This is a genomic window from Streptomyces sp. NPDC057682 (assembly GCF_042799575.1).
Classification (GTDB): Bacteria; Actinomycetota; Actinomycetes; order Streptomycetales; family Streptomycetaceae; genus Streptomyces.
The window spans coordinates 373301-386376 of sequence record NZ_JBHVIN010000008.1; the positions used below are offsets into that span (position 1 = coordinate 373301).

The 13076-nt window shown below is 68.1% G+C and carries 14 protein-coding genes and 2 tRNA genes; 8 read left to right on the top strand and 8 right to left on the bottom strand.

What is annotated here, in order from left to right:
• Positions 1 to 110: 110 nt before the first annotated feature.
• The 5 genes from ACFVDM_RS17860 to ACFVDM_RS17880 form a co-directional block, all read right to left on the bottom strand.
• Positions 111 to 539 carry a MaoC family dehydratase gene (locus ACFVDM_RS17860; protein ID WP_383640075.1) on the bottom strand — a complete coding sequence of 143 codons (429 nt, stop codon included), beginning with the start codon at positions 537 to 539 and terminating at the stop codon, positions 111 to 113.
• A complete protein-coding gene (locus tag ACFVDM_RS17865; RefSeq protein ID WP_383640078.1) occupies positions 539 to 991 on the bottom strand; it encodes a MaoC family dehydratase N-terminal domain-containing protein in 453 nt (150 codons plus the stop codon). The genes ACFVDM_RS17860 and ACFVDM_RS17865 overlap by 1 nt, the downstream gene beginning before the upstream one ends.
• Before the next feature lie 117 nt (positions 992 to 1108).
• A complete protein-coding gene (gene rpmG / locus ACFVDM_RS17870) occupies positions 1109 to 1273 on the bottom strand; it encodes a 50S ribosomal protein L33 (protein WP_003956487.1) in 165 nt (54 codons plus the stop codon).
• 88 nt (positions 1274 to 1361) lie between these two features.
• Positions 1362 to 1434, bottom strand: a tRNA-Met gene (locus tag ACFVDM_RS17875).
• Between the two features lie 45 nt (positions 1435 to 1479).
• Positions 1480 to 1552 (bottom strand) — tRNA-Thr (locus tag ACFVDM_RS17880).
• A 278-nt stretch (positions 1553 to 1830) separates the two neighbouring features.
• On the opposite strand from ACFVDM_RS17880, the gene ACFVDM_RS17885 reads away from it, so the two are divergent.
• Complete coding sequence (locus tag ACFVDM_RS17885) at positions 1831 to 3096, top strand: amidohydrolase family protein (protein ID WP_383640081.1); 1266 nt, start codon at positions 1831 to 1833, stop codon at positions 3094 to 3096.
• Between the two features lie 34 nt (positions 3097 to 3130).
• Positions 3131 to 3787, top strand: coding sequence for an SDR family oxidoreductase (locus tag ACFVDM_RS17890; protein ID WP_383640084.1), 657 nt, complete (start codon positions 3131 to 3133; stop codon positions 3785 to 3787).
• A 34-nt stretch (positions 3788 to 3821) separates the two neighbouring features.
• Here ACFVDM_RS17890 and ACFVDM_RS17895 read toward each other — a convergent pair whose 3' ends face one another.
• A complete protein-coding gene (locus ACFVDM_RS17895; protein ID WP_383640087.1) occupies positions 3822 to 4271 on the bottom strand; it encodes a DUF523 domain-containing protein in 450 nt (149 codons plus the stop codon).
• 140 nt (positions 4272 to 4411) lie between these two features.
• Here ACFVDM_RS17895 and ACFVDM_RS17900 point away from each other — a divergent pair, with 140 nt between their 5' ends.
• Both ACFVDM_RS17900 and ACFVDM_RS17905 read left to right on the top strand, forming a co-directional pair.
• On the top strand, positions 4412 to 5035 hold the full coding sequence (locus ACFVDM_RS17900; RefSeq protein ID WP_383640090.1) for a hypothetical protein: 624 nt from the start codon (positions 4412 to 4414) through the stop codon (positions 5033 to 5035).
• Positions 5036 to 7199: 2164 nt separating this feature from the next.
• Positions 7200 to 8240 (top strand): ComEC/Rec2 family competence protein, encoded by a 1041-nt coding sequence (locus tag ACFVDM_RS17905; RefSeq protein ID WP_383640092.1) that lies wholly within the window; start codon positions 7200 to 7202, stop codon positions 8238 to 8240.
• A 46-nt stretch (positions 8241 to 8286) separates the two neighbouring features.
• Here ACFVDM_RS17905 and ACFVDM_RS17910 read toward each other — a convergent pair whose 3' ends face one another.
• Positions 8287 to 8613 (bottom strand): AAA family ATPase, encoded by a 327-nt coding sequence (locus ACFVDM_RS17910; RefSeq protein WP_383640095.1) that lies wholly within the window; start codon positions 8611 to 8613, stop codon positions 8287 to 8289.
• On the opposite strand from ACFVDM_RS17910, the gene ACFVDM_RS17915 reads away from it, so the two are divergent.
• Positions 8612 to 9031 (top strand): NUDIX domain-containing protein, encoded by a 420-nt coding sequence (locus ACFVDM_RS17915; RefSeq protein ID WP_383640098.1) that lies wholly within the window; start codon positions 8612 to 8614, stop codon positions 9029 to 9031. The genes ACFVDM_RS17910 and ACFVDM_RS17915 overlap by 2 nt on opposite strands.
• Positions 9032 to 9112: 81 nt before the next feature.
• Here ACFVDM_RS17915 and ACFVDM_RS17920 read toward each other — a convergent pair whose 3' ends face one another.
• Positions 9113 to 9925, bottom strand: coding sequence for an endonuclease domain-containing protein (locus ACFVDM_RS17920; protein WP_383640101.1), 813 nt, complete (start codon positions 9923 to 9925; stop codon positions 9113 to 9115).
• Here ACFVDM_RS17920 and ACFVDM_RS17925 point away from each other — a divergent pair.
• From ACFVDM_RS17925 to ACFVDM_RS17935, 3 genes are all read left to right on the top strand, one after another.
• Entirely contained in the window at positions 9822 to 10907 is a 1086-nt protein-coding gene (locus tag ACFVDM_RS17925) for a DNA cytosine methyltransferase (protein ID WP_383640103.1), read from the top strand. The genes ACFVDM_RS17920 and ACFVDM_RS17925 overlap by 104 nt on opposite strands.
• Positions 10904 to 11731 (top strand): bifunctional DNA primase/polymerase, encoded by an 828-nt coding sequence (locus ACFVDM_RS17930; RefSeq protein ID WP_383640106.1) that lies wholly within the window; start codon positions 10904 to 10906, stop codon positions 11729 to 11731. Before ACFVDM_RS17925 ends, ACFVDM_RS17930 begins: the two co-directional genes overlap by 4 nt.
• Positions 11732 to 11733: 2 nt before the next feature.
• The coding region (locus ACFVDM_RS17935) for an ATP-binding protein (protein WP_383640109.1) at positions 11734 to 13076 on the top strand (1343 nt) is incomplete at its 3' end.

Below are 13076 nucleotides of genomic sequence, written 5' to 3' on the forward strand. Positions count from 1 at the left end.
AATCACTAACTTGCGCAAGCGGTCCGCGCGACCGCCTTCGCAGGGCGCATGCGTAAGGGGCACGGCCCCATGGACCGTGCCCCTTACGCGCACTCCGTGCCGTCGGCGTCTCAGCCGAGCCGCACCACGGCGCGGGACATGCCCAGCACCTTCTTGCCGTCGCTCGTCGCCGTCAGGTCGACCCGCACCTGCCGGTCGTCCAGCAGGGCGGCCACCTTGCCGGTGACCTCGATCAGCGCGCCCTTGTCGTCGTTGGGCACCACGACGGGACGCGTGAACCGCACGCCGTACTCGACGACCGCGCCCGGGTCACCGGCCCAGTCCGTGACGACCCGGACCGCCTCGGCCATGGTGAACATGCCGTGGGCGATCACGTCCTCCAGACCGACCTCACGGGCGAACTTCTCGTTCCAGTGGATCGGATTGAAGTCGCCGGAGGCGCCCGCGTACCGCACGAGGGTCTCTCGGGTCACCGGAAAGGACTGCGCCGGAAGCTCCGTGCCGACCTCGACCGCGTCGTAGCTCACCTTCGCCGCCATCACGCCTCCTCGGCGCCGCGCGCCACGAGCTTCGTCCACGCCGTCACGACGAGCTCACCGGACTCGTCGTGGACCTCGCCGCGGATGTCCAGGATGTCGTTGCCCGCCATGGTCTTGACGGTCTCGATGGTCGAGGTGACCGTGAGCCGGTCGCCCGCCCGCACCGGACGCACGTACGCGAACTTCTGGTCGCCGTGCACCACCCGGCTGTAGTCCAGGCCCAGCTGCGGGTCCTCGATGACCTGCCCGGCCGCCTTGAAGGTGATCGAGAACACGAAGGTCGGCGGAGCGATCACATCGGTGTGCCCGAGCGCCTTGGCCGCCTCGGGGTCGACGTACGCGGGATTCGCGTCGTTCACCGCCTCGGCGAACTCGCGGATCTTCTCCCGGCCGACCTCGTACGGCGCGGTGGGCGGATAGGTCCGCCCCACGAAGGACTGGTCGAGCGCCATGAGCTCGCAACCTCCTATGGAAAGACGAATGGGCCGGCGCGGCCCGGTACGACATACCGACCTGTACAACGACACGAGGCCGCCCCCAACGGGGGCGGCCTCGTGTACGAGCCTGATTCAGCGCGTTTCGCGGTGCGCAGTGTGCGAGTTGCAGCGCGGGCAGTGCTTCTTCATCTCAAGACGGTCCGGGTTGTTACGCCGGTTCTTCTTGGTGATGTAGTTCCGCTCCTTGCACTCCACGCAGGCCAGCGTGATCTTCGGGCGGACGTCGGTGGCAGCCACGTGAGTGCTCCTTGGACGGACGATGGACGGATGAACGCAAAAAAGAGTAGCCGATCGAAGGACCGACCCCACAATCGGCTACTGTTAGTAGCGGTGACCGGACTTGAACCGGTGACACAGCGATTATGAGCCGCTTGCTCTACCGACTGAGCTACACCGCTTTGATGACGAGTCCCCCCGCCGAAGCGGGGTTTCCCGATCACCAGAGCCCCAATGCGGAATCGAACCGCAGACCTTCTCCTTACCATGGAGACGCTCTACCGACTGAGCTATTGGGGCGAGCGATGAAGACATTACACGGTCTGTCGCCGATCGCCCAAATCCGTTTCGGCACCCCCTCGCCGGCCCCTGTCCGGCACGGCCCCGGGCCCGCGTCCCGGACCGCCGCACACCCCTTGATCAGCGACGCGTCCGCCCCGGCCACCGCACCCCGGGACCCCGTACGGCCACGCCGGTACGACTATTGCGCTCCTCCTCGAAGGCGGCCGGGCACGCCCCTAGGCTCGACCCACTCCGCGTGATCTCCGCACGGTCCTCCTCCCCTCCCAGGAGCCGCGATGCCCGACAGCCAGCCGCGGCCGCCGGACGACCGCCCGGCGGGTACGGCGGGCGGCCCCGAGCAGGCCGCGCTGACCCTCTGCGGCGCCCGTCTCACCGACGGCCGCCTCGTGGACGTACGGCTCGGCGCCGGACGCATCGAGGCCGTCGGTACCGCCGGCAGCCTGGTCGCCCCCGGCTCCCGCGTGGACCTGCGCGGCCATCTGCTGCTCCCCGCCCCCGCCGAACCGCACGCCCACGGCGACACCGCGCTCACCGCCGACGGCGCCGGACCCGCCTCGCAGCGCCCCGAGGACATCCGGCGCCGCGCCACGGAGGCGGCGCTGCTCCAGCTCGGCCACGGCGCCACCGCCCTGCGCTCGCACATCCGGATCGGCGACATACAGGGCCTCACCGCCCTCGAAGCGGTCCTCCAGGCCCGCCGCTCGCTGCGCGGACTCGCCGATCTGACCGCCGTGGCCGTCCCCCGGCTGCTCACCGGGGTCGCCGGCGCCGAGAACCTGGCGATGCTCCGGGACGCGCTGAAGATGGGTGCCGACGCCGTCGGCGGCCGCCCGGACCTCGATCCGGACCCCACCGGCTACACGGAGGCCGTCCTGGAGGTCGCGGCCGAGCACGGCTGCCCCGTCGACCTGCACACCGACGGCGACGACCCCGGCCGGCTCGCGCGGTTCGCCGCGATGGCCGGCGGGCTGCGCCAGGAGGTCGCCATGGGCCCCTGTGCGGGCCTCTCGCGGCTTCCGGAGGACGTCGTGGCCCGCACCGCCGACCGGCTCGCGGAGGCCGGTGTGACGGTCGTCTGCCTGCCGCAGGGGGGCTGCTGCGGGTCCGGGCTGCGGGGCACCGCCCCCGTACGGCTGCTGCGCGCGTCCGGGGTACGGGTCGCGGCGGGCAGCGGGGCGCTGCGCGATCCCGGCAACCCGGTGGGCCGCGGCGACCCCCTGGAGGCCGCCTACCTGCTCGCCTCGCAGGTAGGGCTGTCCCCGGGGCAGGCCTACGAGGCCGTCGCCGCGGAGGCCAGACGGGCGATGGGGCTGCCCGAGGTGCGGGTGGAGGCGGGCTTCCCCGCCGAACTGCTCGCGGTCCGCGGCGAGACGCTCGCCGGGGTGCTGTCGCTCGGGTACAGCCGGGTCGTCGTGCACCGGGGCCGGGTGGTGGCCAGGACCAGCGCCGTGCGCGAGTACCGCGACCACGACGCACCGGGGACCGGCGGCCCGTTCGGGCTGCCGCGCCAGGGAAGACCGGACTCCCCCGGCGGGCCGTGAGCGTCCGGGCTCCGTCCGGCGTACCGTCGGCGGTATGCGCATTGTCATCGCAGGTGGACATGGTCAGATCGCGCTGCGGCTGGAGCGGTTGCTCGCCGCGCGCGGGGACGAAGCCGTGGGCGTCATCCGGAATCCGGCACAGCGTGAGGACCTACGGGAGGCGGGCGCCGAGGCCGTGGTCCTGGACCTCGAATCGGCCACCGTGGAGGAGGCCGCCGAGGTGCTGCGCGGCGCGGACGCGGCGGTGTTCGCGGCCGGCGCGGGCCCCGACAGCGGTGCGGGCCGCAAGGACACCGTGGACAAGGGCGCCGCGGTGCTGTTCGCGGACGCGGCCGAGCGGGCGGGGGTGCGACGCTACGTCGTCGTCTCGTCCATGGGTGCCGACCCGGACCACCCGGGCGACGAGGTGTTCGACGTCTATCTGCGGGCCAAGGGTGCGGCGGACGCGTACGTACGCTCCCGGCCCGCGCTCGACTGGACGATCCTGCGCCCCGGCATGCTGACGAACGACGCGGGCACCGGACAGGTCCTGCTGGCGGCGTCCACCGGCCGCGGTCCGGTCCCGCGCGACGACGTGGCGGCCGCCCTGGTGGAGCTGCTGGACACCCCGGCGACGGCCGGTCTGACACTCGAACTCATCGCGGGCAACGTGCCGGTGACCGTCGCGGTGAAGGACGTGGCCGGGAACTGACTCCGCGTCGGCGGAGTCCCGGGAGGGCGTCCGGTCAGTCCCCCGTGGCCGGCCGGACGGTGATCCCGTGGCGTTCCAGCAGCGCCGCGGTGACCCCGTCGCCCTCCCGCAGCACCCCGCCGAACGTCCCGTCGTAGACCGCGCCGCGCCCGCACGAGGGGCTGCGCGCCATCAGCACCGCCTCCGCGCACCCGCCCGCCCGTGCCGCCGCCAGCGCCCTGCGGGCCCCGTCCAGGAACGCGTCGGTCACGTCCCGCCCGGTGTCGTCCACGACCCGGGCCCGCCCGTCCAGCACGTCGTGCCCGTCGCCCCCGACGATCTCGGCGGGCCGCCGCGGCGTCGCCAGCCCGGCGGCGACCTCCGGACAGAACGCCACCACCCGCCGTCCCTCCAGCGCCTCCGCCACCCCCGCCGAGGCCTTGCCCCGCCTGTCGAAACGGCAGGGCACACCGCGCAGACAGGCGCTGACCAGTACGGATTCCATGGCGTGTTCCTCGTCGTACGGAAACAGAGAAGGCCCCCTTCCGAAGGAAGGGGGCCTTCTATTGTGGCGGCGCCGGGAGCCGGACACGAGGCCTGAAAATCCTTCGCCTCCACTCGCGCCGGCGGCGAACAATGCCGGGCATGGGGACAGACATTCACGGCTTCATCGAGTGCCGCTGGGACCGCTGGCTGGACGAGGACGATCGCGTGTGGTTTCCGGCCATCGACCTCACGCACCTCTACAACGGGCGCGACTACACCGCCTTCGGATCCCTGTTCGGCGTTCGGGACACCACCTCGTTCCGCCCACTCGCCGATCACCGCGGTCTCCCCCCTGACGTGTCGAAGGAAGTCCGCGCCGACTTCGAGCCGTGGAGTGATGAGCTGCACAGCGAGTCCTGGATCACCTGGGCGGAGCTGACGGCCGCCGACTGGGACGAGGTCGCGAACGAGGTCGACAGCTGCATTCACGAGTACCGCCGGAACACTGACGGCAGCTGGAAGATGCACGGGCGGAACACCGACCTCACCCGCTTTGTCGAACTCTCGGGCTTCACCGATGCCCAGCGGCTCCACTGGGCGGGCACGGCCTACCCGGAGAACACCGAGTGGCCGGACGGCGACCGCCTCTTCCGCGTTGGCCGCCTGCGCCGGAAGGACGCCGTACCCGACAGCGAATGGCGCGCCGTCTGGTCGGTCATGCGCACGCTGGCGGACCTGCACGGCGACGAGGGAGTCCGTCTGGTCGTCTGGTTCGACTGCTGACCCGGACAAAAGTGAAACCCCTTCCGATCTGCTGTTACAGCAGATCGGAAGGGGTTTCACTTCCAGTGGCGGCGCCAGGGTTCGAACCTGGGTAGGCGAAGCCGGCAGATTTACAGCGGGCCGCGTCTGCCCCGTCTCACCTGGTGTTTTCCCGCACATGGGCGGCGTTGGGGCACACCCGGGGGAAGTCTCTGAAGTGATCTCCTCAGCTGGCGGGCGACTCATGCAGCGTCGACGGGAACACCACCCTGCCGATTCCGGTATCAACGGTTGCCGAGTCTTCCGGCGAAGGCACCTCTGAGAGTTCCTTCCAAGTCGCAAGGGCCAGCTGGCTCAGGCCAGGCATGGATCGTGAGTGAACCGCGCCACGTGAGCGGCTTTGCGCGAGGTTCCGCGGCCGCCAGTCGCCCGTAGCGTGTCGCCGGCGGCTGTTCAGGGGCGGGGCGGTCTCGATCTGCAATGCATGTTCCAAGGCGAGTCCGCAGACTCCCGAGCCCCTTGCCGCGGCCAGCGACTGCTCCTCCTCGGGAGCCGCGGGGAGCAACAGGGGCCAGCGAAGCACGACCACTCGCTCCCAGAGTTCGGGCGGCACTGTGTTGGCCAAGTGATGGCTTTCGCCTACAGGGAGATCCCTCAAACGACGCTCAGCCTCCTGCGTCTGCCCGACGTAGCAAAGCCCCACGCCAGAGGCGAACACCCCGTATAGCACGGGCCCAGCTATCGGAGGCTCCCCGGCATGAGCCTCGGTCAGGAGACCTCCGACTCGGTGCGCGAACTGAAACCGGCGCTCCTGCCAACGAGCCAGAAGCGAGGCATCGGCTAGCAGCCTTGCCAGCGATGTCCTCCAACTGTGGTACGCATCTTCCAGCGGTTCATCCTTCACCTGCGTCAGTCTGAGGCAGGCCCTCAGCCCTGTCTCCAGGCCCAACGCTTCCGCTCCTAGCCCAGCCGCCGGGCGGGACGCGACCATCAGCGCCGCCAAGGTATACCCCCGTAGTGCTGGCGGACATCAGGGCGCACCTAGACCGTCAACAGAGCATCGGCAGCCCCTTGTTCCGCCGGAAGCCCCAGCGCCCCAGCCTGGCCAGAACTACCTCGCTGGAGCGCCCACTCCGACCTCAGTCCGCGCGCCGGGACAGCTAGGCATCCTGCTGGGTGCGCGGACCGGTACTGCGCACTTCCTCTGATCTTGGCCGCGGACTGGCAGTCCCCGCGATCGAAGTCACGCAAACGACTACCAATTGCTGGTCCGATGCTTCAGCATGTGAGTCCGGAAAGCTGCCGCCCCACCGGTGACTCTCTGACGCGGGAACACCAGTTCCCCCAGATGATAGGCGCTATCTTCGAAATGTGGGGTCCCTTGTCCGGATTGGGTTCTAACATAGGACATATTTTTGACGGGTACAGCCGCAAAGCGCGCCTCACCCCGGCACTCATAGGCTCCTTTCCACTGATACTCGTATGCCTTGCACTAACCCCGAATTTGGTGAATTGGAAAAGGCTATGGCTCATCGTGGTGGCCAGCGGTGTAGTGATTCTCGTGGACCAGTTGGTGAGGGATCGCGGACGCGCCATCCAGCCCACCCTTTGGTCCTCTTGGGGCGGCCCTCCAACAACCCTGGCCTTGCGGCATAACGGGGCGAAGAATAATACTCTGCTGATCCGCCGACACCAGAAACTCAGCACCCTTCTAGACCAACAAATGCCCTCCAAGAGGCAGGAAGTCCGCAATCCAGCCAAGGCGGATGAGGTATACGAGGCCGCCATCAGGTACCTGATATCCCAGACCCGAGACACCACCAAGTTTCGGCTCATATTTCTCGAAAACTGTCACTACGGATTCAGACGCAACATGCTTGGCATGCGCACAATCGGATTGTCGATCTCATTGGCCGTCTGCGTCGCAGGATCAGCCGGAGTCGCGGCCTCGCGTTACGGACTACTGATTTGGCAACCCGGTTTTGCCCTGGTGTCTTGCGCCAGTCTGGTGCTTACCTTGTTCTGGTGGAAGATCGTAAGCACTAAGTGGGTCAGGTCGGCGGCCGATGATTACGCCGAACGCCTTCTTGACGCCCTAGACGTACTCCCACTTTCCATACAAGAGGACCCACCGGGCAGCAATTAAATCAGGTCACCTAGCTGAAACGAGAAAGGGGCATTCAGTATGTACGAAGTTGATTTCCTGCCAGTAGAAAGTGAATCGGGGCCCGGATCAAAGAGTGGCGACGCCATCGCCACACGATTCACCGTAGAATCCGAGCAGAGAAACGCCGTGGTAGTGATCGACGGCGGCTTCTCTCATATTGGCGAAAACTTGGCCAACCACATTAACAAGTACTACGAAACAGACGTTGTCGACCTCGTGATCTCAACCCACCCGGACGCTGACCACCTAAACGGGCTCTCAACACTGATTGAAAAAGTGCAGGCAAAAGAGCTTTTGATCCATCAACCCAGGGTGCATACGCGCGATGTGAGCGATTTCAGCAATTTGGAGGCCCTGGACTCCTTGATTTCGCTGGCCAAATCTCGCGGTGTTAAAATCACTGAGCCGTTCACTGGTCTAAGTCGATTCGACGGGCAGTTTTCAGTACTCGGCCCTACGCTTCACTACTACGAGGAGCTACTAGAGCAGCACTTGGCCGAGGCACAAGGCGGCCTATCTCACTCCTCAAAGACGAGTTTCAGCTCAGCGGTCCGGGGCCTACTCTCGAAGACGCTGTCTTACCTGCCGATTGAGACGCTGGGTGAAGACGGGGAGACAAGCCCACGGAACAACACTTCCGTAATCAGCCTTCTACGCGCAGGGGGCGACAGGCTGATGTTCACAGGAGATGCCGGCATCTCGGCCCTCGGTGCGGCATGCACGGAGTACGAACGTCTCGTGGGGGCCTTCTCCGCCATGCCGCTCAACTTTTTTCAAGCACCACACCACGGAAGTCGCAGGAACCTTAGCCCATCGGCGCTAGACAGAATCCTCGGGGAGCGCGGGGCGCCCCACTCTGAAGTCACTTCGTTCATTAGTTCGGCGAAGATTTCAGAGAAGCACCCATCACCTAAGGTGGTAAATGCTCTCAGTCGGCGAGGCTGCCAGGTTTTCGCAACTGAGGGTCGCACCATATCGCATCACTCGAACGATGCCCCAACACGACAGAACTGGACGGCCTTGGTCCCGTTCGCCCCCCTCGCCGAGGATGACGACTAGCCATCGCATAATGGCTAGTAGAGTCGCCTCGCCGCAGGGCATTCATTTATGCGCGGTGAGACGCTTGCAAGATTGCGAGGACGGTGACCGGGTCGCCCTCGTAGAGCAAGTGCGGCTCTTCAGGCGTGGGCGGCTCGAACCTGGTGCGGTAGCGCTGGAGGTCGCTTTCCGCGAAGTAGATCGCGTTCGGGTCATTCGCGTGGAACTCGTTTCGCTTGCTGACCCTCTCCCAGAGTTCTTCATGGGTGGCTGCGAGGTAGACGAGCACGGGGGCCGCGCCAGCGTCGGTGGCAATGGTTTGCCACTTGGCGCGGTCCTCGGGAGTCCAGAAGCCGTGGTCGACTACGACATCGTGTCCGGCTGAGGAAGCCATGACCACCGAGGTGTTCGAGACCATCCGCTACACCGCCGACACCGTCGTCACCACCACCGACGGGCACGTCCTCCTCATCCAGCGGGGCTGGGACCCCTACGAGGGCCACTGGGCCCTGCCCGGCGGACACGTCGACCCCGGCGAGACCAGCCGCACCGCCGCCGCCCGCGAACTCGCGGAAGAGGCCGGCGTTCACGCCTCGCCGCAGGAACTGGTACAGGTCGGCACGTTCGACCAGCCCGGCCGCGACCCCCGCGGCCGGTACGTCACCGTCGCCTACCACCTCACCGTCCTCCCCGGAACGCCCATCAAAGCCGGCACCGACGCCCGCCAGGCCCAGTGGTGGCCCCTGAACTCCCTGCCCCCGCTCGCCTTCGACCACGCCGACATCATCCGCACCACCACCCACACCCAGTAGCGCGCGGGAGAACACCCCGCCAGCACGCCGACGGCGGCCCCCATCCGACCAAGAACCGGGGCCGCCGTCGTCTACCAGTACTCACGAGAGTTCGAGACGCCTGCGCTCCTCACAGTCAAGTGCGAAGTCAGATATGAGGAACTTCAGCCGTCCGGCAGCGTTCAGGCGACGGGCCGGTGGATCGCTCAAGTAGTCGTTCATGCGCTGCCAGTCCATGCGGTCCTCGGGAAGGTCTTCGTACCAAGCAACGCCCCGGGAATTGCATCCGTTGCACAGCAGGCCCCGGACGCACCCGCCACCAATGGCCCATGCTGCGTCAGAAGGCCAACAGCATTTGTGATCATGATCGATGTGCCAGTAGGAGACGGTTGATTGTCCCTGGGGACCGCTCCCGCATAGGGCGCAAACGCCTCCTTGGAAATCCAGGATGGCTATCACGTCGCTCGCTGTGAGGTTGTACCGGCGGCCTTGGCGAGCTATCCGGCTACAGCTAGGGCAGTGCCCCCCTTTGCGTCCACCTTCTTCTCGGTACGTGACGGTGACACCGCACCCTGCACACGCGCACAGCGTTTCGCGCGATATGGGGATCCCGTAACTGCTCATCCCACGACGGTAGCCGGAAGCTCTGACATCGCTTCGACCGCTCACGGCCACTCGCCCTCGGCCGTCACACCAGCCGGTCGACGTCTTATCGCGATCCCACGCAGACACGCCGAAAGCGGCCCCGCTCGCCAAAGTCTGGGGCCGCCTTCGTCTGCCAGCACTCAACGCAGAACTGGAGGCATCCAGCATGACCCAACCCATCCCCATCCGGCGAGTGCCGGGCCAAGCCGTGCGGGCTGTTGCCCTGTGCGCCGGGTACGGCGGTCTGGAGACCGCGCTCGGTGCCGGCATCGGCGCGGTGCCGGTCGCCTACGCCGAGAACGACCCCTACGCGGCGACCGTGTTCGCCGCGCATCACCCCGGGGTGCCGAACCTCGGTGACATCACCCGCACCGACTGGGAGCAGGTGCGGGACCTGTACGCGCCGGACGTGATCGGTGCCGGTTTTCCCTGCCGCAACATCAGCAACGCCGGACGGAAGGACGGGATCAGTGGCCAGTGGTCGAAGGTCTGGAAGAACGTGGCTGAAGCTGTGGGCGTCGTTCGACCCCGCTACGTCTTCCTGGAAAACGTGGCGGCGCTCCGCTCGCGGGGGCTGGACGTCGTCGCCCAGGACCTGGCCGCGATCGAGTATGACATCCGGTGGACATGTCTACGAGCTGGTGACCCCGAAACCGGCGCCCCGCACGAACGCGACCGCTGGTTCGCCGTCGCCCATCCCGCTGATGCCGACCCCCACCACCTCCGACGGCACTGGCGGACCTGGCACCAGCCCGAAACGACGGGGCGGGCTGAACCTGCGCACCGCCGTGACCCGGCTGCCGGCGCCCCCGCCCGAGTCCTGAGCCTGGTCCCGACACCGGCTGCTCGGGACTGGCGATCGGGCGCCTCCAACCTGCTCGACCGCAACGCACGCCCGCTCAACGAGTTCGTCGTCAACCGGCTCCCCTACAGCGAGCACTGGGTCTCCACGGACGGCATCGACTACGGGCCTGCCATCCGCCGCTGGGAGCAGATCACCGGCCGGGCGGCGCCCTGCCCCACCGAACCCGGCACCCGGGGCAACCGGCGCCTGTCGCCGCTGTTCACGGAATGGCTCATGGGCTTGCCGGCCGGCTGGGTCACCGCTGTCCCCGGCATTCCTCGCAAGGAACAGCTCCGCATCCTCGGCAACGGTGTCATCCCCCGCCAGGCCCACTACGCCTACGCCCAACTTCTCGGAGCCGCACCGGCCCCGTGGAACACCACCATCCCCCTGGTGGAGGCCGCATGAACACCCACCTGACCGCAGCCCTCGGCCTGGCCGCACGCGGCGTTCCGGTACTGCCGCTGCGAGCAGGAAAGGTCCCATTCGGGAACTGCCGAGCCTGCCGGAACAACGCCTGCGGCGGCCGGCCGAGCATGAAGACCCCCGGCCCCTGCGAGTGCTCGCGCCCGTGCCACGCCTGGGCCGCCGCCACGACCGACCGCACCACCTTGACCGGGGCCGGATGGGCGTCGGCTTGGCGGCAGGCCGGTGCCGTGGCCTACCACCCTGGTGGCGTCGAACTGACTGTGGTCGACCTGGACGACACCAGCGCCATCGCGTGGGCCCGTGCGACGCTCCCCGCCACCCACACCGTGTCCACCACGCGGGGCGAACACTGGATCTACCGGGGCGCTATGCAGTCCGCGAACGGTGTGCGGCCCGGCGTCGACATCAAGTCCACGATGTCCTATGCCCGGTGGCTGGGTCCCGGCATCGGCACCGCGGTCCCGCTCCCCGAGACCGTCCGTGCCCTGGTCGCAAGCAAGCCGTCGCCGGTTCGGCCCGTCACCGCACCCGTGCCAGCCAGGGGCGGCGAGTGCCGTCACCGCTCCCCCGCGTACCTGGACCGCGGCATCGCCATGGCCGAGCAGCGCATCACTGCCGCCACCACCGCCGTGCATGCCACCGTCTACCGCACCTTCCTCGCCGTGCTCTCCACGCACGGCGGGTGCGGCTGCCTGACCGACTCCCACATGCAGCGCCTGTTCACCGCCGCCCAGACCAAGGGTGAGTCCGCCCGGCACTGCGCTGACGCCTGGGGCAACGCCCTCGCCCGACTGGGGATGTGACCGTGTCCGACGACGAGAAGAACCCCGCCCGCGAGGTCATCACCGACTACGCGCAGTCCCACTTCCGGTACTTCCGGACCGCCGACGGCACCGTCTACGCCCAGCGCAACGGCCATCCCGTCGCCCGCCCCATCCGCTCCCAGGGCACCACCGGCAGCCACCGCCAGGAACTCATGGTCGGCATGTTCAAGGACGGAACCGGCGTCTTCAACGGCACCGCCCTCAAGGAGGCACTCGACTTGATCGAAGCACTCGCCCTCACCGAGACCACCCAGCCCGTGCACATCCGCGTCGCCCCCGGCTTCGACGGCGCCACGTGGCTGGACCTCGGACGGGCCGACGGGAAGTCCGTCCGCATCCACCCCACCGGCTGGGACATCACCGTCCCCGACCCCCGGGAGGTGTGCTGGCGGCGCACCCAGCTCACCGGCGAACTCCCGCTACCGGCCAAGGACACGCAGGGCAAGGGCATCGACCTCCTGCTCAGGTTGTGCAACTTCGCCACCGCCGAGACCGAGTGCCTGGCCATCGCCTGGCTCGTCGGCTGCCTCGGCCCCTCCGTGCCCGTCCCGGCACCGTTCCTGACCGGGCCGCAGGGGGCGGGGAAGTCGACCGGCGGGCGGATGCTCGTACGCATCGTGGAGGGCATGAGCGGGGACCTGCGCCGGGCCCCGAAGGACGAGGAGAACCTGATCGCCGCCGTCGCGGCGGGCTGGGTGACCGCGCTGGACAACCTCTCCCACATGACGCCGGACCTCTCCGACGCGATGTGCTGCATCGTCACCGGAGCCGAGTCCGTGAAGCGCGCGCTGTTCACCGACGGGGACGTGCACCGGGCCCGCTACCGCCGCCCCCTGCTCCTGACCGGCATCGACGTCGGCGTCATCCGCCCCGACCTCGCCGAACGCCTCCTGCCCCTGCGGCTGGAACGCCCGACCGTGCGGCGGACCGAGGCGGAGCTGTGGAGCGAGTTCGAAGAGGCCCTGCCGGTCATCCTCGGCTCGCTCCTCGACCTCACGGTCAACGTCCGGGCCGCCGAGGCCGAGACGCCGACCGATCTGCGGATGGCCGACTTCGCGCACCTCTGCGCCCAGCTCGACACCGCCACCGGCCTCGGAGCGCTCGCCGCATACCGGGCCAGCCTGGACGACCTCAACGACGACGTCATCGAAGGCGACCTGCTCGCGCAGACGGTCCTCAGGCACGCCGAGGACATCGCCCCGGGCGGTGAGCAGCGGATGACGTCCACGGAGTGGCTGCACCACCTCAGCCGCCTCTACAGCGGCGACGAACTCCGTCCCCTGCCCAAGGGGTGGCCGACCACCGGCAAGGTGCTCTCCGACCG

Coding starts and splice junctions, on each gene's coding strand:
- ACFVDM_RS17860 (WP_383640075.1), bottom strand. CDS start 539: ATGGCGGCGAAGGTGAGCTACGACGCGGTCGAGGTCGGCACGGAGCTT.
- ACFVDM_RS17865 (WP_383640078.1), bottom strand. CDS start 991: ATGGCGCTCGACCAGTCCTTCGTGGGGCGGACCTATCCGCCCACCGCG.
- ACFVDM_RS17885 (WP_383640081.1), top strand. CDS start 1,831: ATGCCCGACAGCCAGCCGCGGCCGCCGGACGACCGCCCGGCGGGTACG.
- ACFVDM_RS17890 (WP_383640084.1), top strand. CDS start 3,131: ATGCGCATTGTCATCGCAGGTGGACATGGTCAGATCGCGCTGCGGCTG.
- ACFVDM_RS17895 (WP_383640087.1), bottom strand. CDS start 4,271: ATGGAATCCGTACTGGTCAGCGCCTGTCTGCGCGGTGTGCCCTGCCGT.
- ACFVDM_RS17900 (WP_383640090.1), top strand. CDS start 4,412: ATGGGGACAGACATTCACGGCTTCATCGAGTGCCGCTGGGACCGCTGG.
- ACFVDM_RS17905 (WP_383640092.1), top strand. CDS start 7,200: ATGTACGAAGTTGATTTCCTGCCAGTAGAAAGTGAATCGGGGCCCGGA.
- ACFVDM_RS17915 (WP_383640098.1), top strand. CDS start 8,612: ATGACCACCGAGGTGTTCGAGACCATCCGCTACACCGCCGACACCGTC.
- ACFVDM_RS17910 (WP_383640095.1), bottom strand. CDS start 8,613: ATGGCTTCCTCAGCCGGACACGATGTCGTAGTCGACCACGGCTTCTGG.
- ACFVDM_RS17925 (WP_383640103.1), top strand. CDS start 9,822: ATGACCCAACCCATCCCCATCCGGCGAGTGCCGGGCCAAGCCGTGCGG.
- ACFVDM_RS17920 (WP_383640101.1), bottom strand. CDS start 9,925: ATGCCGGCACCGAGCGCGGTCTCCAGACCGCCGTACCCGGCGCACAGG.
- ACFVDM_RS17930 (WP_383640106.1), top strand. CDS start 10,904: ATGAACACCCACCTGACCGCAGCCCTCGGCCTGGCCGCACGCGGCGTT.